This window comes from Ferribacterium limneticum (genome assembly GCF_020510585.1).
GTDB lineage: Bacteria > Pseudomonadota > Gammaproteobacteria > Burkholderiales > Rhodocyclaceae > Azonexus.
On record NZ_CP075190.1, the window covers coordinates 415,214 to 434,484 of the forward strand.

Genomic DNA, 19,271 nt, shown 5'->3' on the forward strand with positions numbered 1-19,271 from the left:
GGGTAGCGATGGCAGAACAACCGGAAGTTTCCGAAAGCGAAGCAGGGGCCGGCGAGATTCGCAGCAAGCTGCTGGCGCGCCTGGCCGTCGCCGGGGTGCTGGTTGCCGCTCTGCTCGGCGTGCTGGCTTTCTTCGATTATCTGGCTACTGCTCCGGACGAATCGGAAGAGCAGGTATTCACCAAGCCGGTTCCCGTCGCCCCCAGGAAAGAGGTTTCTCAGCCCCTGACCCCGACAGAAAACCTTCCGACGCCGCCAGAGCCGGAAAAGGAGGAAGCGCCGGCCGAGCCTCCTCCGCCGCCGAAGGTCGAGACGCACGCTCCGCCGCTTGAGCCCAAGCCGGAAGCGCTTGTTGAAAATCGGCCTAAATTGCCGTCGACCGTAGAATCCACCAAGAAACCGGTGACGCCATCGCCGGCAGTCATTCCGCTACCTGCCCCGGTGCCCGAGGCGACCACGGCCCCATCAAATATTCTGCCGCCGCCACGCACAGCGGTTCCGGTTGAACCAATACCGCCCAAACCAGCGGCACGGATCGCCGAAGCGCGACCGGCACCGGCGGTTACGCCGCCGGCCGTGTCTCGCCTGTTTTCTGGTTTCTTGTTGCAGGCTGGCGTCTTTTCGAGCGTCCAGCGGGCCGAAGAACTGCATGCCCGGCTAACCCTGAGTGGCGTTCCATCGACGTTGGAAACCCGCGTTCAGGTCGGGCCCTTCAAGACCAGGCATGAGGCCGAGGCGGCACAGGCCAAACTCAAGGAACTGGGCGTCGAGACCATCCTCGTGCCGCCCAAGGGTAAAAACTAGCCTGGCTCAGGGCATGCCCGGCAGGCGCGGTAGGCCGAGGCTGCGCCGGACATCGCGATGCAACTGCAGAGGGGGTGGCAACGGTGCTGCCTGGCGACGTGGCTCCTCATACCGGCGGTCATCGTAATAGCGGCCTCCACGATCATCGTAGTACCGGCCGCCACGGTCGTCGTAGTGACGATATCCGGAGTTGTAGTAAATAGTCCCGCTCGGTTGGCCATAGCCCGGATAGGTTTCAACATACGCCGGCGGTGGCCGGTGATAGCCCACCGGGTAGGGCGCCACTGCGCAGGCACCCAGGCTGCCGATCAGAGCGGTAGCGAGGCCAAGGCGAAGAAGCGTTTGTTTGAGGTTCATTGGGGAATGTGTCCGGTGGTTATGTAAGTAATTAACGCGGCGGTCCCCCGCCCGGCATACGTCGATGCCGGGTTAGTTTGTAACAAATCGTTAGAGGTTCAATTCGGCAACGGCCTTGATGCCTTGTTCGATATTGTTGCGGGTTGCTGCTTCGACGGCCATACGTAGTCGGGTTACTCCGGCGAAAGCGTCGCTCATAGTTGCTGTGCCGCTCGACTTGACTGATTTGCGCATGACAACGGAGCGGTCGCTGGTTTTGGTCAGCGACCAGGCGGTTTCCATTTCCACCGTAAATGTTCCGCCAAAGAGAGGCTTCGAAAGACTGGTGACCCGAACACTCAGTTCGTAGTCGCCATTGTTGCCCTGAACGATGGTCTTGAACAGCTTGCTCTGGCTGACGGCATCTTCGATGGCCGCCTTCAGATCGGCGTCGGATACATTGCTGCTATCCATGGCACCGGTTTGGGCGCCACCGCTGGTCTGAACACCCAGGCTGTGCGGGTAATGCTTGCTGACCGTGAGGTTCTGGGGTGTCATTGCCGCCCGGTCGGCCGGCGAAGCGCAGCCGCCGAGGATAAGGGCAAATGTCGCAATCGCCAGAAGGGCTTGCGGACGGAGAACTGAGCTTCCCATTTACTTGGCTCCCTTGTAGATGTTGTCGACCACTTCATTGACCATTTCCTTGGGCGAGAGCCGGGTCAGCGAGGTGTGGAAAGAGTTGCCAGTAGCCAGCGGGAAATCGGTTTTCGGATCGCGAATGGTGATGGTCAGTTCCAGCATGTACATCGTGATGTCCCACATCCATTTGTCGATGTAGGTGACTACCGCATCGACGTTGCCGGGGGCGGCTTCACTGCCGGTGGTGACGGTCAGGCCCTTGCTGCGCAACTTGTCGGCGATCAGTGTGTAGGTGTTGTCGTCATCAGCGGTCTTTTTGACGTACATGGTCTTGAGTGCGGACAGGTTTGCCGATGGATCGACGCTGCCGGTCGCCCGGTTAACGGCGCAACCGGTGGTCAGCGATGCAACGAGCCCAAGCAGCGCGAGCAATTTCAGAAATTTCTGCACAATTTACTCCCTTGTTTTTTATGAGTGGAAGGTAAATTGTATGCGAAATGGCTTCGCTGTGTGTGTTGATCCTTGCAGGGCAATGGTCTTCAAATCTTAAGCTGGATTAGCCTGCCCCTTCTGCGAGTGCCTTGCGAATCCGCTTGGCAAACACGGCCATTTCCTTTGCTGCCTGAATGTCGCCTTTCGTTTCGGCGACAACGATGCCGCGTTCGTAGGCGTCCAGTGAGCCGGGGTGGTCGCCGGCTTCGGCCAGGGCCTTGCCGAGGACTTTCCAGGCGGCGGAATAGTTCGGGTCGCGATCGACGGCGGCGCGGAATTGTCCGGCCGCCTTGGCCGGGTCGCCGGCCTTCAGGTATTCGTTGCCGAGCGAGAAGCGGAGCAGGGCGCCGTCGCGCGGGCCGTCGAGCATTTTTTCCAGGGATTCGATGCGTGGGTTCATGGGCTACCAAGGCTAAAATAGGGTTTTGCAATCCGGATACAGGAAGCTTACTCATGGCCAAGACCATCATCGCCACCCCGAACGCCCCGGCCGCCATCGGCACCTATTCGCAAGCCGTGCGCGTCGGCGACACCGTGTACATGTCCGGGCAGATCGGGCTCGATCCGGCTTCCATGCAAATGGTAGACGGGATTGATGCACAAATCGTTCGCGTTTTCGACAATCTGAAGGCCGTGGCCGAAGCAGCCGGCGGTTCGCTGGCCGATGTGGTCAAGCTCAACGTGTTCCTGACCGATCTGGCCAACTTTGCCAAGGTCAATGAAACGATGGCCAAATATTTCAGCGAGCCGTTCCCGGCACGTGCTGCCGTCGGCGTCAAGGAACTGCCGCGCGGCGCGCTGGTCGAGGCCGATGCGGTGATGTGCCTGGGTAACTAAGCAACTGATTTACGTCTGATGACGACGAGCGGGGCGCCGGCCCCGGCTTCTCCGCCCATTCGCGCCTCCGAGGCGCTGCAGAAGAAGCTCGCCAAGATCGGCCTCCATAGCGAGGCCGATTTGCTGGTGCACCTGCCGCTGCGCTACGAGGACGAAACTCGCATCACGCCGGTCAATCGGAGTTTTGGCAACGAGCCGGTGCAGATCGAGGTCGTCGTCCACAGCAACGAAATCCAGTTCCGGCCGCGCCGGCAGATGATCGTGCGGGCGGCTGACGATAGCGGCGAGATCACGCTGCGCTTTTTCAGTTTTTATCCGAATCAACAGGCCGCTCTCAGCGAAGGTTCGCGCATCCGGGCGTTCGGTGAAGTGCGCGGCGGCTTCTTTGGCGCCGAGATGGTGCACCCGCGTTTCCGCAAAGTCGGCGACGACGAGCCGCTACCTGCCGAATTGACGCCGATTTACCCGACGACCGCTGGCTTGGCCAATTCCGCGCTGCAAAAGCTGATCGGCAAGGCGCTGGTGGTTGGCGATCTGTCCGAAACGCTGCCCGATGCTCTGCGCCAGCGTCTGAAACTGCCCGGGCTGGCGCGCAGCCTGCGTTTTCTGCATACGCCGCCACCCGGCACCGATCTCGATACACTGCACGCGCGCAATCACCCGGCCTGGCGGCGGGTGAAATTCGACGAGGTGCTGGCTCAGCAACTGTCGCTGCGCCGCGCTTATCTGGCTCGCCGCGAGCAGGGGGCGCCGGTGCTGGTGGCGCGGGACGACCTCGGGGCGCGGCTGCTTGATCAACTCCCGTTCGGTCTGACCGGCGCGCAATTGCGGGCGATGGCCGAAATCGCCAATGACCTCGCCCAGCCGTATCCGATGCAGCGCCTGCTGCAGGGCGATGTCGGCGCCGGCAAGACCATCGTCGCCGCGCTGGCGGCCTGTCAGGCCATTTCGGCCGGCTGGCAGGCGGCCTTCATGGCGCCGACGGAAATTCTCGCCGAGCAGCATTATCTGAAATTGAAGGACTGGCTGGAGCCGCTCGGGGTCAAGGTGGCGTGGCTGTCCGGCAGCCTGAAGACCAAGGCCAAGCGCGAGCAACTGGCGGCGACGGCAGCCGAAGCGCAACTGGTCGTCGGCACGCACGCGCTGATTCAGGATGGCGTCGATTTTGCCAAACTCGGGCTGGCCATCGTAGACGAGCAGCACCGTTTCGGCGTCGCCCAACGGCTGGCCTTGCGCAAGAAGGGCGACAACCCGCATCAGCTCATGATGTCGGCGACGCCCATTCCGCGCACGCTGGCCATGAGTTATTACGCCGATCTCGACGTAACGGTGCTCGACGAACTGCCGCCCGGGCGGACGCCGATCAAGACGCGGCTGGTTGCCGACAACCGGCGTGACGACGTGGTCGGGTTTGTCAGGATGGCTGTCGAGGAAGGCCGGCAGGCTTACTGGGTTTGCCCGTTGATCGAGGAGTCCGAGGCCTTGCAGTTGCAAACGGCGCAGGAAACTTATGATTTTCTTTTTGGCCAATTTTCCGGGTTGACCGTGGGATTGGTGCACGGCCGCCTGAAAGCCGACGAAAAGCAGGCCGTGATGGCCGCTTTCGCTGCCGGCGAGATCGATGTGCTGGTGGCGACGACGGTCATCGAAGTCGGCGTCGACGTGCCCAATGCCAGTCTGATGGTCATCGAACACGCCGAACGTTTCGGGCTGTCGCAGTTGCACCAGTTGCGCGGTCGAGTCGGCCGCGGCAAGTACGAATCGAGCTGCGTGCTGATCTACGCCGGGCCGCTCGGCGAGATCGCCCGGCAGCGCCTGAAGATCATTTTCGAAAACACCGACGGTTTCGAGATCGCCCGCCAGGATCTGCAGATTCGCGGTCCCGGCGAGTTCGTCGGCGCCCGGCAGAGCGGGGTGCCGCTATTGCGCTATGCCGATCTGGAAATGGATGCCGATCTGGTCGAAATGGCCCGCGACGTGGCCGAGGAAATGCTGACCGAGCACCTCGATTTGGCCGAGCACCACCTCAAACGCTGGCTCGGCTCGCGCGAAGAGTTGCTTAAATCCTGACCCGATTAGCCGAGGCGGTAATGCCGTCGCTCAACGTCTTGAGCGCCGCCATCGCCCGCGCTTCACGCAGATAGATCATGCCGGTTGGTACCAGACTGAATTCATCCGGCACTGTTTCGATGACCAGATCGGCTGCATGGCTCGACTGTTCGACGACGCGGCGCGGCATCAGGGTCCAGCCGAGGCCGACGGCGATGCAGCCAAGGATGCCTTCGAGTGTGCCGAATTCCATGGCGTCAGAAACCGCATGGCCCTGGGCGCGTTGCCAGGCGACGGCGCGGGTGCGGTAGGCGCAGCCTTCGCGGAAGAGGATGAGCGGCAGCAGCACGGGGTCGGTGCCGGCGGCGTGTACTTGTACCAGCTCCTCGATGACCAGCTCGTCGAACTGCAGGTCGGGGTGGATGACCGGGCCGGCGACGAAGGCGCAGTCGAGTTTGTGGTCAAGGACTTTGCCGGTCAGCGTGCTGGTGGTGTCGGTGGTGACGCGCAGTTCAAGGCCCGGATGTCCGGCCCGCACGGCCTTCAGGGCGCTCGGCAGGTGCAGGGCGGCGAAGGTTTCCATGGCGCCGATGCGCAGTTCGCCGGCGCTTTCGCCGACCTGCCGGACGGCGCTGGCCGTCTGGCGTTCGAGCATGAGCATGCGCCGGGCGTAGTCGAGCAGCACCTTGCCTGACGGCGCGAGTTCCAGGCCGCGGCCCTTGCGGATGAACAGTTCGGCACCGAGTTCTTCTTCCAGCCGCCGGATGCGGCCGGTGACGTTGGACTGGACGGTGTTGAGCTTACGCGAAGCGGCGAGGATGCCGCCTTCTTCGACGACGGCCTGAAAGGTGCGGAGAGCGACGAGTTCCATGTGCTATCTCAAAAAACGAATGGTTAGTTCTAAACAAATCATTTGAATTGATACTTTACTCTGTTTATTGTTCAAACATCAATAACAAAGGGAACGTCCCATGAACTCACAGAGAGAACGCTTCAAGGTGCTGAGCGCCGGGATCTTCAGCCTGCTGCTGACCTTCGGCGTCGCCCGTTTTTCCTACACGCCGCTGCTGCCGCTCATGCAGCAACAGGCCGGGCTCGGGCTGGCCGAGGCTGGCTGGCTGGCGGCGTTCAATTACGCTGGCTATCTGTGCGGGGCGCTGGTTGCGTCGCTGATCAGCGATCTGGTGCTCAAGGACCGGCTGTACCGGATCGGGCTGGTCGTTGCCATCCTGAGCACGGTGATGATGGGCCTGACCAACGATCCGCTGGTCTGGATGGCCTCGCGTTTCATGGCCGGCCTTTCCAGCGCGGCCGGCATGTTGCTCGGCACCGGGCTGATCCTCAACTGGCTGATTCGCCACAACCATCGGCCGGAACTGGGCATCCACTTCGGCGGCATCGGCCTGGGGATTTCCGGTTGCGCCGTAGCGGTGTGGCTGATGAGCGGTTCGTTCGACTGGCGCGAACAGTGGTTCGCCTTTTCGGCCATCGCCTGCCTGCTCATTGTGCCGGCGCTGGCCTGGCTGCCGGCGCCCGATACCAGTCCTGTCACCAAGAGCGGCGCTCCCATGCACGACAACCCGCCGAGCCGCCTGTTCCTCGGCATCTTCATGGCGTCCTACTTTTGCGCCGGCTTCGGTTACGTGATCAGTGCGACCTTCATCGTCGCCATCGTCGATGGCTTGCCGGGACTGGCCGGGCAGGGCGCGCTGGCTTTCCTGGCCATCGGTCTGGCAGCGACGCCGGCGGCCTTCAATTGGGACTTGATCGCTCGTTACACTGGCGACATCAATGCGCTGATCATCGCCGCCGTGCTGCAGATTGTCGGGATAGCCCTGCCGGTGGCGGTCGGCGGTTTGTTCGCCACCATCTTCGGCGCGCTGCTCTTTGGCGGAACCTTCATCGGCATGGTCAGTCTCGTTCTGACCATGGCGGGGCGCTACTACCCGACGCGGCCGGCCAAGATGATGGGCAAGATGACGCTTTCGTACGGCACGGCGCAGATCATCGGGCCGGCCATGGTTGGCTGGCTGGCGACCCGGCTTGGCAACTATTCGATTGGCTTGAGCATTGCGGCCGGCGTCATGGTGGTCGGCGTTGTGCTCTTGGTTATACTGAAATTTGTCGAAAAGCGAGACGCCACACCGGCGCTCGAACCCAGCTTGCAGCACTGAATACGGAGACGAGACATGTTCAAGGGAATTCTGATCGAGAAGGACGATGCCGGTTACCGGGCGTCGGTGCAGGACATAGCCGACAGCCAGCTGCCGGAAGGCGATGTGACGGTGCGCGTCGACTATTCGTCGCTTAACTATAAGGACGGGCTGGCCATCACGGGCAAGATTCCGGTTGTCCGCAAGTTCCCGATGGTGCCGGGCATCGACATTGCCGGCACGGTCGAAAGCAGCAGCCACGCCGACTACAAGGCCGGCGACCGCGTCGTGCTCAACGGCTGGGGCGTCGGCGAAACGCATTGGGGCGGACTGGCCCAGAAGGCGCGGCTCAAGGGCGACTGGCTGGTACCGCTGCCGGCGGCGTTTTCGGAAAAGCAGGCCGTGGCCATCGGCACCGCCGGCTACACCGCCATGCTCTGCGTGCTGGCGCTCGAGCGGCAGGGCGTCATGCCGGCCGATGGCGAGATCGTCGTTACTGGTGCGGCGGGTGGGGTGGGCAGCGTGGCGATTGCCGTGCTGGCCAAGCTCGGTTACACGGTCGTTGCCGTCAGCGGTCGGCCGGAAGAAACGGATTACCTCAAACAACTCGGCGCGGCCGAAGTTCTGGATCGCAGTGAATTTTCCGCACCCGGCAAGCCGCTCGGCAAGGAACGCTGGGCGGGGGCGGTCGATGTCGTCGGCTCACACACGCTGGCCAACGTCTGCGCGACGACCAAGTATCGCGGCGTCGTGACCGCCTGCGGGCTGGCCGGCGGCATGGATTTTCCGTCGTCGGTGGCGCCCTTCATCCTGCGCGGCGTGACGCTGGTCGGCATCGACAGCGTGATGTGTCCGCGGCCGGAGCGGCTGGTGGCGTGGCAGCGTCTGGCCACCGATCTCGATGTCGGCAAACTCGGCCTGATCACCCATGAAGTCTCGCTGGCCGAAGCCATCCCGACGGCGGCGCAGCTCATCGACGGCAAGGTGCGCGGTCGCGTCGTCGTGGACGTGAATCGCTGATGCCCTACGTCAATATCAAGATCACCCGCGAAGGGGCGACGGCCGAGCAGAAGGCGCGCCTGATCGCCGGGGCGACCCAACTGCTCGTCGATGTGCTGGGCAAGAACCCGAAAACGACGGTCGTCGTCATCGATGAAGTCGATACCGACAACTGGGGCGTGGCGGGCGAATCGATCACGGTCCGCCGGGCGCGCGGCGAGTAAATCTACCCGTTTTTCAAACTTTCACGGTCAACCGGAATATTTGCCCAAAACTGAAATCATGAGCCACCTGTTCGAACCCCTGAAACTGCGGGACATCACCCTCAAGAACCGCATCGGTATCCCTCCGATGTGCCAGTACTCGGCCACCGACGGCATGGCTGGCGAATGGCATTTCATTCATTACGGCAGCCGCGCCATCGGCGGCGCCGGCCTGATGATCCTCGAAGCGACGGCCGTCACGGCGGCCGGCCGGATCAGCCCGGGCGACCTCGGTCTCTGGAACGACGAACAGATCGAGCCGCTGGCCAAAATCGCCCGCTTGGCTCGCGAGCAAGGCTGCGTGCCGGCCATCCAGCTCGCCCACGCCGGGCGCAAGGCCAGTGTCGGACTGGGTTGGGGCGAACAGCGGACTTTGCGCGCCGATGAAGGCGGTTGGCAGGCGGTTGCCCCGTCGGCCGTGTCGTTCGGCGAAGGCTATGCCCAGCCGCATGAACTCAGCGTCGCCGAGATTGCCGAGGTCGTCACGGCCTTCGTCGCGGCCGCCAAGCGGGCCATCGTCGCCGGCTTTCAGGCCATCGAAATCCATGCTGCCCACGGCTATCTGCTGCACCAGTTCCTGTCGCCGCTATCGAACCAGCGCACCGACGCCTATGGTGGCAGTTTCGACAACCGCACCCGCCTGCTGCGTGAAGTCGTCAGCGCAGTGCGCGCGGTCTGGCCGGAAAATCTGCCGCTGCTCATCCGCCTGTCGGCCACCGACTGGATGGAAGGCGGCTGGTCGGCTGACGAAACGGTCGCGCTGTGTCGTGGCCTCAAAGCCCTAGGTGTCGATCTGGCCGATATCTCGACGGCCGGCCTCGTGCCGACGGCCAAGATTCCGGCCGGCCCGGGCTTCCAGACCGAATTCGCCGCCCGCGTGCGCAACGAGGCCGGTTTGCCCGCCGCGGCGGTCGGCTTGATTACCTCGGCGGTTCAGGCCGACCACATCGTGCGCACCGGTCAGGCCGACATGGTGCTGATCGGTCGCGAAATCCTGCGCAATCCGTACTGGCCGTTGCTGGCGGCGCAAGAACTGCGGCAGGTCGGCGTCTGGCCCAATCAATACCTGCGCGCGGCGCCGAGCGGGTCAGTCGGCCGCTGATTTTTCCAGCTGCAAAAGACAAGGCCCGGTGTCGTCCACCGGGCCTTGTTGCGTTGCACAAAAATTTTTCATTAGTCGGGAACTTTTGCCGCAAGCCTTGTCTTATTGCCTGATTTGCATCCTAACCCCAACTTTCGAGGCTATAAAAAATGGACGAACTCTCTTACGTCGGCATCATCTTCACCGTGGTAATTCTTGGTCTGGCCTGTTTCATGGCCGCCAAACTGGCCTCGAAGACGGCCTACCACTAAGTCGGTAAGGTTTGGCTAAAAGCCGGGGTTTCCCGGCTTTTTTTATTTTTGGCCAAAATTTCCGGTTGACCGTGGGATTGCCCCAAATCAGCCAATAAACGCCTCGACAATGCGCGCCACTTCGGCCGGTTGATCGTGGTGCAACATGTGGTCGGCCTGCTCGATCCATTCCTCGCGGACATTGGCAAAGCACGCCTGACGCGCTTCCCAGTCGCCCGGCCGCTGTCCGAAATCGCGAATGACCCACGATTGCCGGCCGGCCACCCAAAGTACCGGGCAGGTGATCTGCTTCCAGATCGCCATTGATTCTTCCAGCCGGAACAAATACGGCGCCGGCGCCTTGTGCCACGGGTCGCCGTTCCAGATGATGCCGTGATGGCGCAGGCCGGCCCGGTTTTCACCATCGCCAACGCGGGCCAGATGCTTGGCCAGGAACTCGGCGCGCTCGGCCGTCAGAAAACGGTCGCTGTGCAACAGCCGGCGGGCAAAGGCCGCGCGGTCGGCATAGGCATGCATGCGCGGCGGCTTTTTGAGGGCGCCCAGCCACTGCTGATAACGCTCCGGCGCCATCTCCGGCGTCGTCGGCGCAATGCCGAAACCCTCCAGCGACACGACGCTCTCCACGCGCTCGGGCCGAATCCCGGCATAGAGGCAGGACAGAATGCCGCCCATGCTGTGGCCGACCAGCCTGAGCTTGCCCTCCGGCGCATAGCGGTCGACGATGGCCTCCATGTCGCCGAGGTGCTCGGCGAAGAAATACGGCCGATTGAGCCATTCCGATTGCCCAAAGCCACGCCAGTCCGGCGCCACGATATTCCAGTCCCTGGCCAGTTCATCGACAATAAACTGGAACGAGGCAGAAACGTCCATCCAGCCATGCAGCAGGAAGAGCATCGGTGCCTCGGCATTGCCCCAGCGCCGGATGTGCAGGCGGACGTCGGGCAGGTCGAGAAATTCGGAGCGTGAAGGTTTCATGTACGCTCGGCGGCTGATTCAGCAACGATGAGGAGGTGGGTCATGGCGATTCATGTCTTGGCAGTTGGGTTGTGATGAATTTTGCCATGCGCCAAGGCGCCGACGTAGCTTAAGTTACGCCAGCACTGCCCTGATCCATCACCCTTTTGCTGGCTTGAACAGCCACCGGGAAACGGCGTGCACATAGCGCGGCATGATCAGAAAAACGACCAGTGCGACGATGGTCGCCGCGATGATTCCATGGCTGATGCCCCAGACGCCCAATATTGGAACCGCCGCAAACAAGGGTTTGAAGAGTGGTGGAATCAGCATGGTGAGCGGCCAGATCACCGAGGTGGTGATCAGCCACTGCTTCCACGGCGCCGGTTTTTTCTGGGCCGGCGAGGGCGGGGTGAACCAGAACTCGATGCCGGGCTCGATGCGGAACTGGTCGTCGCGCTCGAAGGCATCGGCAATCCCGGCCAGCAGATCGCGGCGGTCAGTCGAGTTGGTCCAGCGTTCCGCATCGGCAGCGCTGGCAAAGCGAATCAGTATTGAATATTCGTTGTGGCCGGCCGGTGGGCGAATGATGTGCACGCCCTGATGCCCCGGATATTCCGCGGCCTTGGCGGCAATCACGCGCAGCCATTCCTCGTATCGGACAACGGCATCAGGCCGTACGCGCTGTTCGATATGCAGGGTGACGCTCTCGGCTGAAACCTTGCCGGGGGCCGGCCTGGAAGTGGTTTCGTCGCTCATGCCTGGTCTCCGAATTCGTTCAAAATGCCCAGCACATGCAGCCACCCAGCCCGCCATGCTGATGAAGTGGTCCATGGTAGTGAGCCCGGCAGGGCTGTGCCACTTGCTGGGCCTTGGTGGCGGGCGATGCCAGTGGCGCGCCATAGCCGCCGAATTTTGCCATCGGCGACCACGCGGGCAGGACCGGCAAGGCGGGCGGGTCGAAACGCCGGAATTCCTCTGTGGCGTAGACCGGCTTGCCGGCAACGATGGTCAACACCGACACCAGTCCCTTGATTTCGACTTCCGGAATGCTGAAGTAATCAGCCGACAGCACGCAGAGGTCGGCAAACTGACCGGCGACCAGTCTTCCCTTTTTCTCGGACTCGCCGGAAAACCCCGCGCTGCCCACCGTGTACAGGCGCAGCGCTGCCTCGCGACTGAGCCGGTTGGCGGCCGGATACAGGGCGAGCCCACCGCAGGTCCGACCGCTGACCAGCCAGTAAAGGGCGGCAAACGGGTTGTAGCTGGCGACCCGGGTAGCGTCAGTGCCCGCCCCGACCGGGATGCCCATGTCGAGCATCCGGCGGATCGGTGGCGTGCGCTCGGCCGCCTTGGCGCCGTAACGGTCGACAAAATATTCGCCCTGAAAGGCCATCCGGTGCTGCACGGCAATGCCACCGCCGAGCGCCCCGACACGCTCGATATTGCGATCACTGATCGTTTCGGCGTGATCGAAGAACCAGCCCAGCCGGTCGATAGGCACTTCACGGTGCACCGTCTCCAGCACATCGAGAAAGCGGTCGATTGACTCGTCGTAGGTGGCATGAAGCCGGAACGGCCATTTATTCCTGGCCAGCAGGCTGACCACCTCGCCGAGTTCGGCTTCCATGGTGGCCGGCAAATCGGGGCGCGGTTCCAGGAAATCCTCAAAATCGGCCGCAGAAAATACCAGCATCTCGCCGGCGCCGTTGGTTCGATAGAAGTCGCTGCCGGCACCGGGGGCGGTCATCTTCATCCAGCGCGCGAAATCCTGCTTTTCTTCTTTCGGTTTTTGGGTGAACAAGTTGTAGGCGATGCGCACGGTCAACTCGCCGCGTTGATCCAGTTCGTCCACCACCTGATAGTCGTCCGGGTAGTTCTGGAAGCCGCCGCCGGCATCGATGCAACTGGTGATGCCCAGGCGGTTGAGTTCGCGCAGGAAATGGCGGGTCGAATTGATCTGCTGCTCGGGCGGCAGTTTCGGGCCCTTGGCCAGCGTCGCGTAGAGGATCATTGCGTTCGGCTTGGCGAGCAGTAGCCCGGTCGGATGACCGGCCTTGTCGCGCTCTATCGTGCCGCCCTGCGGATTGGGTGAGTCGCGGGTGTAACCGACAGCGCGCAGTGCCGCCTGGTTGAGCATGGCCTGGCAGTAGAGGTGCAGTATGAAAACCGGTGTATCGGGCGCAGCCGCGTTGAGTTCTTCCAGCGTCGGCAGGCGCCGTTCGGCAAACTGGAACTCGCTCCAGCCGCCGACCACGCGCACCCATTGGCCCGGCGGCGTCCGCTGCGCCTGCGCCTTGAGCATCTGCAGCGCCATGGACAGCGAGGGCACGCCATCCCAGCGCAGCTCCAGGTTGTAGTTGAGACCACCGCGAATCAGGTGAATGTGCGAGTCGTTGAGGCCCGGGATTGCCGTGCGCCGGCCGAGATCGACGACCTCGGTCAATGGACCGCGCAGGCCCATGATTTCCGCATCGTCACCAATCTGCTGAATCAGGCCATCGCGGATGGCCAGCGCCGCAACGAAGGGCTGGCGCGGATCGTTGGTGGCGATTTGTCCATTGTGAAGAATGAGATCAGCCGGCGCTTCGTTGTCGATGCTTGCCATGGTGCCTCCGGTGTTGGGTTTGACGGCCGGGCGGCCGTCAAATGACTCAGTCGAGATCGAACAGCAGCACTTCCGAATCGGCGTTGGCAATGATCGTGAGCTTCTCTTCCCCCTTGATCTTTGCGGCGTCTCCGGTTTCCAGCCGGACGCCATTGATGCTCGCCTCACCGCGAATCAGATGCAGGTAGGCCATGCGGTCGGTGGCGAGCTGGTGGGTTAACTTCTCGCCGGGGCCGAGCAGGCCGGCATAGAGGTCGGTGTCGCGATGCACGGTGACGCTGCCGTCCCGACCATCCTGCGAAGCCAGCAGGCGCAGTCGGCCTTGCTTTTCTTCCGGCGAGAAATACTTCTGTTCATAGCTCGGTGCCATGCCCACGGCGGCCGGCTCGATCCAGATCTGGAGGAAATGCACCGGCGAGCGGGGCGAGGGATTGAACTCGCTATGTCGCACGCCGGTTCCGGCGCTCATCCGCTGCACATCGCCGGGACGAATAACCGTGCCGTTGCCCATGCTGTCCTTGTGTTCCAGCTCACCGTCAAGAACATAGCTGATGATTTCCATGTCGCGGTGGCCATGGGTGCCGAACCCCTGGCCCGGCTCGACACTGTCTTCGTTGATGACGCGGAGCGGGCCCCAGCCCATCTCCTGCGGATCGTGATAATCGGCAAAGGAAAAACTGTGTTGGCTATGCAGCCAGCCGTGGTCGGCTTGGCCGCGATCTGAACTTTTACGCAGGGTAATCATGGCAACCTCGTTGGGGAGTTGGTCAGGTGCTTCAGGGGCAGTGGACGGTTTCAGTGTCCTTCGCCGCCGCCGAACATGGATTTGGCGTAGATCAGGCCGAGGCCATAACCGCCGCCGTGGGCAATCGACGTTGCGACCGTCTCGTTGTAAGTCTCGCCGCGCGCCCAGTCGCGCTGCAGTTCGAGCAGATACTGCAACGCGGTCATCGGCCGGACACCCGCCTGGATCATGCGCTCCATGGCGCGCTGGTGGGCCTCATCCGAGACATCGCCACAGGCATCGGCGATGACATAGACCTCGAAGCCCTGATCGATTGCCGACAAGGTCGGCCCGACAATGCAGACCGAGGTCCACAGTCCGGCAAAGACCACCTTGGCCTTGTCCAACTGATTGACGCGCTCGGCAATCCGCGCATCCTCCCAGGTATTCATTGTCGTGCGGTCGATCACATTGGCGTCCGGGAAGACAACCTTGATCTCATCGAACATCGGTCCGGAAAACGTTTTTTCCGCTACCGTCGTCAGGATGGTCGGCACCTTGAACTCGTGCGCTGCCTTGGCGACCAGCGCCGCGTTGTTGCGCAGCGTAATGGCATCAATCGACTTTGTGGCAAAGGCCATCTGCGACTGATGATCGATCATGATCAGCAAATGGTTGGTCGGGTTGAGGAGGGTTTTTCCAGGGGTTGGGGATGCTTTGGGCATGGTCATTCTCCGGGGGATGGAACACTTGCTGTGAGTGCGAGTCACAAGTCTAGTTGCAAGAATTTTTTATAAAAAGTAGGTTCCATTCGGTAACTAATAGCCAGCCATCATGCCCCTGCGACCCAAACCGGCTACCCAGCCACCCCTGCCCAACGACTGTCCGCTGGAAGACGTGCTCAGCCTGCTGGCCGGCGCCTGGACAGTTCAGATCCTCTGGTTCCTGCGCGCCGGCCCCAGGCGCTTCGGCGACCTGCGCCGCGATTTGGCGCGGGTATCGACCAAGGTGCTGACCAATCGCCTGCGTGTCATGCAGGCCCATGGCCTGCTCGAACGGGAGGTTTTGCCCAGCAATCCGCCCCAGGTCGAATACTCGTTGACCCCGATGAGTCGGGAACTGGAGCCGCTCCTCAACAGCATGGAGCAAGTGGCCCGGCGACTGAAGCTGCATAGCCATCAGGTAGAAAAGCTCTAAGCCGACAGACGGAGGATTCAACCGGCTACTGGGCGTCTAGAAACGCCCGGGCGATGTAGCCAAAGGATTCCCCACGAATACGATTTAGGGGGCAAAGATGGCTGCTTCGATGTCATCCCGGAAAGTCGCAACAGCCATCCCGTTCGGCTTGCTTCCGACGTTAGAATTGGCTTTCCCCCTTTGCAGGAAAGTTCGATGTCAAAACCCTGCCGCATTGCCAGCGTGCTGCTCATGTCCAGTCTGCTCAGCGCTACCGCACTCGCCCGCGAAGACGCCGCAACGCAAGTCCAGCCCCTGGTGCCTTTCGCCTCGACCGAGGGCCTGGAGCGCTTGGCGCGGACCACGGCAAAACCCGACTTCGCCCCGCTCGCCAACCAGTTTGAAGCCCAGGCCACCATCGCCTTCTGCGGCCCGACGACGGCGGCCATCGTCCTCAACGCCCTGCGCCCATCGGCCATCGAGACGCCCCGTGATCGCAGCCGCCTGCGTCCGGAGGATGAACGCTACCTGCCCAAAAGCCTGGAACTGACCGTGCCCCGGCATACCCAGGAAAGCGTCATCGCCACCGGCAAGAAAACGCGCGCCCAGGTCTTCGGCGAGCCCTCTACCGTCAACGGCAAGGTCGTGCGCGATGGCGGCTACCAACTACGCCAGCTCGACGAGCTACTAAAGGCCCACGCCCTCGTCACCCGCCTGGTCATCGTCGATGCGCAGACCGCCGAGGCCGATATCCGCCGCGATCTGATCGACAACCTCAATCGCCCCGGCGACGTGGTCATCGTCAATTACCTGCGCACCGCAGTCGGCCAAGCCGGCGGCGGCCACATCTCGCCACTCGCTGCTTACGACGCCGCGACCGACTCGGTGCTCATCCTTGACGTCAATCCCAGCCATCACCCCTGGGTCTGGATGCCCGTTGCTACATTGATCCGCGGCATGCGAACCAGGGATGTGACCGAGAACCGCGGCTACATTCTGGTTCAGACGCGCTGAGCCATTTGGCGAGGAGGTGCGCCCGCTCCTCGCCGGGAGCTGTGGTTGGCCCTACATCCACCAAGGGTCTGCCCCGGTATCTTCATGGTCATCCGTTTCGATCCCTTCTTCTTCACGTTCATCATGAAAAGGGTGGTCCGGTTTATGGGGGTGATGGATAGGATCCTTGGGATTTGGGGTGTCGGGCTCTATGGGCTGATGGCCCGGTGAAATCGCCATAAACATTCCTCTCTGCAATTGTTCAATACCATTGGGCAGATATCCATTTACAAGGTTGCAATTCATTGAACATGTAACTCAACCGAGAAAATCTCCCTAAGGCTGTATTGACAACACATATCGACGTAACTAAGATCGTCGATATGAAAAACGACTACACCCAAACCATCCCGGCCGAATGGCAGGCGATGTCCCGGATTTTCGTGGCGCTCGGCGACGAGCATCGCCAGCGCATCCTGTTGCTTTTCGAGCCGGGCGAGCGGCTCAATGTCGGGCAGATTGCCGAGGTGTCGACGCTGGCCCGGTCGACGGTTTCGCATCATCTGAAAATCCTGCATGAGTCCGGCGTACTGGCTTCGGAAAAGATCGGCAAGGAAGTCTGGTTCTGGATCAACCGCGATTCGCTCGAAACCACTTTTACCAACGTCCTGAATTACCTCAAGGAAAATTCCTGATGCGCAAATTGTTGCGGACGCTGTTGCGCGGCCTGGCCCGGTTGCTTTTTCGCGTCGAAATTTCGGCGCAGCAGGCCAATTTCAAGCATGAACGCCTACTCATCGTGGCCAATCACCAGTCCTTTCTCGATGGCTTGCTGATCGGGCTCTTCCTGCCTGTCGACCCGGTTTTCGTCGTTCATACGACCATCGCCGAGAGCTTCTTCTTTCGCATCCTGCTCTCCCAAGTCGAGTATCTGGCGGTTGATCCGACCAGCCCGATGGCCATGAAGAAGGTCATCCGCCTGATCGAATCCGGCCGCCCGGTGGTCATCTTCCCGGAAGGGCGGATCACGCTGACCGGCTCGCTCATGAAGGTCTACGACGGCCCGGCCTTCGTCGCCGCCAAGACGGGGGCGACGGTGGTGCCGGTGCGCCTCGATGGCGCTGCGCGCAGCTATTTCTCGCGCCTGTCGGGCAAGCATCCGAAGACGCTGTTCCCGAAAATCCGCCTGAGCATCCTGGCCGCGCGCCATTTTCCGATGCCGGAAGGCGCCACCGCCAAACTGCGTCGCCGCAAATCGGGCGAGGCCATGCGCCGCTTGATGCAGGAAATGATCTTCGCCTCGCGCCCGCAGCAGACGCTGTTCTCCGCGTTGTGCGATGCCGCCGATATCTACGGCCGCGGCCGTCGCCTGCTCGAAGACGTCAAGCAGATCGAGTATTCGTACAACGACCTGTTCAAGATGGCGCTCATGCTCGGCCGCCAGATCGAGCGCATCTCGCAGTCTGGCGAGAAGGTCGGCCTGCTGCTGCCCAACCTCGTGCCGACCATTGGCCTGATTTTCGGGCTGACCGCAAGAAAGCGCATCCCGGCCATGCTCAACTACTCGGCCGGCACCGACGCCATGCAGGCCGCCGTCGATGCGGCGCAAATCCGCACGGTTGTTACCTCGCGCGCCTTCGTCGAGCAGGCCAAGCTGGGCGAGAAACTGGCCGGGCTGAAGGGCGTGCAACTCGTCTATCTCGAAGACGTCCGCGAACAGATCGGCCTCGGCGACAAGCTCTGGCTGATGGCCTACGCGCTGCACTTCCCGCGCGCCTTCGAGCTGCCGGCCTCACCGGAAGACGCCGCCGTCGTGCTCTTCACCTCGGGTTCCGAAGGCAAGCCGAAAGGCGTCGTCCTGCCGCACCGCGCCATCCTCGCCAACGTCGCGCAGATCTGCTCGGTCATCGACTTCTCGGTCCACGACAAGGTGCTCAATGCCCTGCCCATCTTCCATTCCTTCGGCCTGACGGCCGGCGCGCTGCTGCCGGTGCTGAGCGGCGCCAGCCTCTTCCTCTACCCGTCGCCGCTGCATTACCGGGTGATTCCCGAGCTGGCCTACGACCGCGGCTGCACGGTGCTCTTCGGCACTTCGACCTTCCTTGCCAACTACGCCAAGTTCGCCAATCCCTACGATTTCTACCGCCTGCGCTATGTCGTCGCCGGTGCTGAGAAACTGTCGGAATCGGTACGCAGCCAGTGGTTCGAGAAATTCGGCCTGCGCATTTTCGAAGGCTACGGCGCGACCGAAACGGCGCCGGTACTCGCCGTCAATACGCCGATGGCCTACCGCACGGGCACGGTCGGCAACCTGCTGCCGGGCGTCGAACACAAGTTGGTACCGGTTCCCGGCATTGCCGGCGGCGGCATCCTGCACGTCCGTGGCCCGAACGTCATGGCCGGCTACCTCAAGGCCGACAACCCCGGCGTGCTGCAACCGCCGGTGTCGGACATCGGTGACGGCTGGTACGAAACCGGTGACGTGGTCGAACTGGACGAAGACGGCTTCGTGAAAATCGTCGGCCGCGTCAAACGCTTCGCCAAGATCGCCGGCGAAATGGTCAGCCTCGAAGTCGTCGAAAAGCTCGCCACGGCGACGTCGCCGGCCTTGCCCCACGCCGCATCCAGCCAGCCCGACGCAGCGAAGGGCGAAGCGCTGGTGCTGTTCACCACCGATACCGAACTGACCCGCGAACTGCTCGCCGCCAAGGCCCGCGAAACCGGCATCCCTGAACTTGCTGTGCCGCGCAAGATCCACAAGGTCGATTCGCTGCCGCTGCTCGGCACCGGCAAGGTCGATTACGTGACGTTGAAACGGTTGGCGGAGGCGGTATGAGCTCGAATCCTTGCATTTCCACGGTCAACCGGAATTTTTGCCCAAAAATGAAATCC

Annotated in this window: 22 protein-coding genes; 11 read left to right on the top strand and 11 right to left on the bottom strand. The window is 62.2% G+C overall.

The window, feature by feature from the left end; translation table 11 throughout:
- Positions 1-8 precede the first annotated feature (8 nt).
- Positions 9-803 (top strand): SPOR domain-containing protein, encoded by a 795-nt coding sequence (locus KI613_RS02010; RefSeq protein WP_226403553.1) that lies wholly within the window; start codon positions 9-11, stop codon positions 801-803.
- 6 nt (positions 804-809) lie between these two features.
- Here KI613_RS02010 and KI613_RS02015 read toward each other — a convergent pair whose 3' ends face one another.
- From KI613_RS02015 to KI613_RS02030, 4 genes are all read right to left on the bottom strand, one after another.
- Positions 810-1,160, bottom strand: coding sequence for a hypothetical protein (locus KI613_RS02015; RefSeq protein ID WP_226403554.1), 351 nt, complete (start codon positions 1,158-1,160; stop codon positions 810-812).
- A gap of 90 nt (positions 1,161-1,250) precedes the next feature.
- Complete coding sequence (locus KI613_RS02020; protein WP_226403555.1) at positions 1,251-1,793, bottom strand: hypothetical protein; 543 nt, start codon at positions 1,791-1,793, stop codon at positions 1,251-1,253.
- Positions 1,794-2,228 carry a hypothetical protein gene (locus tag KI613_RS02025; protein ID WP_226403556.1) on the bottom strand — a complete coding sequence of 145 codons (435 nt, stop codon included), beginning with the start codon at positions 2,226-2,228 and terminating at the stop codon, positions 1,794-1,796. It lies immediately after the preceding gene.
- Between the two features lie 106 nt (positions 2,229-2,334).
- Positions 2,335-2,670: a tetratricopeptide repeat protein gene (locus KI613_RS02030; protein ID WP_226403557.1), complete on the bottom strand. Its 336-nt coding sequence runs from the start codon at positions 2,668-2,670 to the stop codon at positions 2,335-2,337.
- A gap of 53 nt (positions 2,671-2,723) precedes the next feature.
- Here KI613_RS02030 and KI613_RS02035 point away from each other — a divergent pair, with 53 nt between their 5' ends.
- On the top strand, positions 2,724-3,107 hold the full coding sequence (locus KI613_RS02035; protein ID WP_226403558.1) for a RidA family protein: 384 nt from the start codon (positions 2,724-2,726) through the stop codon (positions 3,105-3,107).
- An 18-nt stretch (positions 3,108-3,125) separates the two neighbouring features.
- Positions 3,126-5,177 (top strand): ATP-dependent DNA helicase RecG, encoded by a 2,052-nt coding sequence (recG, locus tag KI613_RS02040; RefSeq protein WP_226403559.1) that lies wholly within the window; start codon positions 3,126-3,128, stop codon positions 5,175-5,177.
- Here recG and KI613_RS02045 read toward each other — a convergent pair.
- Positions 5,167-6,027, bottom strand: a complete 861-nt coding sequence (locus tag KI613_RS02045; protein WP_226403560.1) for a LysR family transcriptional regulator — start codon at positions 6,025-6,027, stop codon at positions 5,167-5,169. The two genes, recG and KI613_RS02045, sit on opposite strands and share 11 nt — an antisense overlap.
- Positions 6,028-6,127: 100 nt before the next feature.
- Here KI613_RS02045 and KI613_RS02050 point away from each other — a divergent pair, with 100 nt between their 5' ends.
- The 4 genes from KI613_RS02050 to KI613_RS02065 are packed head-to-tail and all read left to right on the top strand — an operon-like array spanning position 6,128 to position 9,673.
- Positions 6,128-7,330, top strand: a complete 1,203-nt coding sequence (locus tag KI613_RS02050) for a YbfB/YjiJ family MFS transporter (protein ID WP_226403561.1) — start codon at positions 6,128-6,130, stop codon at positions 7,328-7,330.
- 15 nt (positions 7,331-7,345) lie between these two features.
- Positions 7,346-8,329: an acrylyl-CoA reductase (NADPH) gene (gene acuI / locus KI613_RS02055; protein WP_226403562.1), complete on the top strand. Its 984-nt coding sequence runs from the start codon at positions 7,346-7,348 to the stop codon at positions 8,327-8,329.
- A complete protein-coding gene (locus tag KI613_RS02060; protein ID WP_226403563.1) occupies positions 8,329-8,532 on the top strand; it encodes a 2-hydroxymuconate tautomerase family protein in 204 nt (67 codons plus the stop codon). The genes acuI and KI613_RS02060 overlap by 1 nt, the downstream gene beginning before the upstream one ends.
- Before the next feature lie 58 nt (positions 8,533-8,590).
- The gene (locus tag KI613_RS02065; RefSeq protein ID WP_226403564.1) at positions 8,591-9,673 is read left to right on the top strand and encodes an NADH:flavin oxidoreductase/NADH oxidase; all 1,083 of its coding nucleotides are present in this window, start codon (positions 8,591-8,593) and stop codon (positions 9,671-9,673) included.
- A 338-nt stretch (positions 9,674-10,011) separates the two neighbouring features.
- On the opposite strand, the gene KI613_RS02070 is transcribed toward KI613_RS02065, so the two are convergent.
- The 5 genes from KI613_RS02070 to KI613_RS02090 all read right to left on the bottom strand — a co-directional run bounded on the left by KI613_RS02070 (position 10,012) and on the right by KI613_RS02090 (position 14,935).
- A complete protein-coding gene (locus tag KI613_RS02070; protein WP_226403565.1) occupies positions 10,012-10,899 on the bottom strand; it encodes an alpha/beta fold hydrolase in 888 nt (295 codons plus the stop codon).
- A gap of 138 nt (positions 10,900-11,037) precedes the next feature.
- On the bottom strand, positions 11,038-11,637 hold the full coding sequence (locus tag KI613_RS02075; RefSeq protein WP_226403566.1) for an antibiotic biosynthesis monooxygenase: 600 nt from the start codon (positions 11,635-11,637) through the stop codon (positions 11,038-11,040).
- A 19-nt stretch (positions 11,638-11,656) separates the two neighbouring features.
- Positions 11,657-13,486 (bottom strand): amidohydrolase, encoded by a 1,830-nt coding sequence (locus KI613_RS02080; protein ID WP_226403567.1) that lies wholly within the window; start codon positions 13,484-13,486, stop codon positions 11,657-11,659.
- Between the two features lie 46 nt (positions 13,487-13,532).
- Entirely contained in the window at positions 13,533-14,231 is a 699-nt protein-coding gene (locus KI613_RS02085) for a pirin family protein (protein ID WP_226403568.1), read from the bottom strand.
- Positions 14,232-14,281: 50 nt separating this feature from the next.
- Positions 14,282-14,935: a hydrolase gene (locus KI613_RS02090; protein WP_226403569.1), complete on the bottom strand. Its 654-nt coding sequence runs from the start codon at positions 14,933-14,935 to the stop codon at positions 14,282-14,284.
- A gap of 109 nt (positions 14,936-15,044) precedes the next feature.
- Between KI613_RS02090 and KI613_RS02095 the strand changes: the two genes are divergently transcribed.
- Positions 15,045-15,407, top strand: a complete 363-nt coding sequence (locus tag KI613_RS02095) for a winged helix-turn-helix transcriptional regulator (protein WP_226403570.1) — start codon at positions 15,045-15,047, stop codon at positions 15,405-15,407.
- 195 nt (positions 15,408-15,602) lie between these two features.
- A complete protein-coding gene (locus tag KI613_RS02100) occupies positions 15,603-16,400 on the top strand; it encodes a phytochelatin synthase family protein (RefSeq protein WP_226403571.1) in 798 nt (265 codons plus the stop codon).
- 51 nt (positions 16,401-16,451) lie between these two features.
- Here the strand turns inward: KI613_RS02100 and KI613_RS02105 are convergent, their stop codons facing one another.
- Positions 16,452-16,685 carry a hypothetical protein gene (locus tag KI613_RS02105; protein WP_226403572.1) on the bottom strand — a complete coding sequence of 78 codons (234 nt, stop codon included), beginning with the start codon at positions 16,683-16,685 and terminating at the stop codon, positions 16,452-16,454.
- Between the two features lie 77 nt (positions 16,686-16,762).
- On the opposite strand from KI613_RS02105, the gene KI613_RS02110 reads away from it, so the two are divergent.
- Both KI613_RS02110 and aas read left to right on the top strand, forming a co-directional pair.
- Positions 16,763-17,074 (top strand): ArsR/SmtB family transcription factor, encoded by a 312-nt coding sequence (locus tag KI613_RS02110; RefSeq protein WP_226403573.1) that lies wholly within the window; start codon positions 16,763-16,765, stop codon positions 17,072-17,074.
- On the top strand, positions 17,074-19,215 hold the full coding sequence (gene aas, locus KI613_RS02115; protein ID WP_226403574.1) for a bifunctional acyl-ACP--phospholipid O-acyltransferase/long-chain-fatty-acid--ACP ligase: 2,142 nt from the start codon (positions 17,074-17,076) through the stop codon (positions 19,213-19,215). The genes KI613_RS02110 and aas overlap by 1 nt, the downstream gene beginning before the upstream one ends.
- Positions 19,216-19,271: the final 56 nt, after the last annotated feature.

Coding starts and splice junctions, on each gene's coding strand:
- KI613_RS02105 (WP_226403572.1), bottom strand. CDS start 16,685: ATGAATTGCAACCTTGTAAATGGATATCTGCCCAATGGTATTGAACAA.
- KI613_RS02090 (WP_226403569.1), bottom strand. CDS start 14,935: ATGCCCAAAGCATCCCCAACCCCTGGAAAAACCCTCCTCAACCCGACC.
- KI613_RS02080 (WP_226403567.1), bottom strand. CDS start 13,486: ATGGCAAGCATCGACAACGAAGCGCCGGCTGATCTCATTCTTCACAAT.
- KI613_RS02075 (WP_226403566.1), bottom strand. CDS start 11,637: ATGAGCGACGAAACCACTTCCAGGCCGGCCCCCGGCAAGGTTTCAGCC.
- KI613_RS02010 (WP_226403553.1), top strand. CDS start 9: ATGGCAGAACAACCGGAAGTTTCCGAAAGCGAAGCAGGGGCCGGCGAG.
- KI613_RS02085 (WP_226403568.1), bottom strand. CDS start 14,231: ATGATTACCCTGCGTAAAAGTTCAGATCGCGGCCAAGCCGACCACGGC.
- KI613_RS02095 (WP_226403570.1), top strand. CDS start 15,045: ATGCCCCTGCGACCCAAACCGGCTACCCAGCCACCCCTGCCCAACGAC.
- KI613_RS02060 (WP_226403563.1), top strand. CDS start 8,329: ATGCCCTACGTCAATATCAAGATCACCCGCGAAGGGGCGACGGCCGAG.
- KI613_RS02015 (WP_226403554.1), bottom strand. CDS start 1,160: ATGAACCTCAAACAAACGCTTCTTCGCCTTGGCCTCGCTACCGCTCTG.
- aas (WP_226403574.1), top strand. CDS start 17,074: ATGCGCAAATTGTTGCGGACGCTGTTGCGCGGCCTGGCCCGGTTGCTT.
- KI613_RS02030 (WP_226403557.1), bottom strand. CDS start 2,670: ATGAACCCACGCATCGAATCCCTGGAAAAAATGCTCGACGGCCCGCGC.
- KI613_RS02110 (WP_226403573.1), top strand. CDS start 16,763: ATGAAAAACGACTACACCCAAACCATCCCGGCCGAATGGCAGGCGATG.
- KI613_RS02100 (WP_226403571.1), top strand. CDS start 15,603: ATGTCAAAACCCTGCCGCATTGCCAGCGTGCTGCTCATGTCCAGTCTG.
- KI613_RS02045 (WP_226403560.1), bottom strand. CDS start 6,027: ATGGAACTCGTCGCTCTCCGCACCTTTCAGGCCGTCGTCGAAGAAGGC.
- recG (WP_226403559.1), top strand. CDS start 3,126: ATGACGACGAGCGGGGCGCCGGCCCCGGCTTCTCCGCCCATTCGCGCC.
- KI613_RS02070 (WP_226403565.1), bottom strand. CDS start 10,899: ATGAAACCTTCACGCTCCGAATTTCTCGACCTGCCCGACGTCCGCCTG.
- KI613_RS02050 (WP_226403561.1), top strand. CDS start 6,128: ATGAACTCACAGAGAGAACGCTTCAAGGTGCTGAGCGCCGGGATCTTC.
- KI613_RS02020 (WP_226403555.1), bottom strand. CDS start 1,793: ATGGGAAGCTCAGTTCTCCGTCCGCAAGCCCTTCTGGCGATTGCGACA.
- acuI (WP_226403562.1), top strand. CDS start 7,346: ATGTTCAAGGGAATTCTGATCGAGAAGGACGATGCCGGTTACCGGGCG.
- KI613_RS02065 (WP_226403564.1), top strand. CDS start 8,591: ATGAGCCACCTGTTCGAACCCCTGAAACTGCGGGACATCACCCTCAAG.
- KI613_RS02035 (WP_226403558.1), top strand. CDS start 2,724: ATGGCCAAGACCATCATCGCCACCCCGAACGCCCCGGCCGCCATCGGC.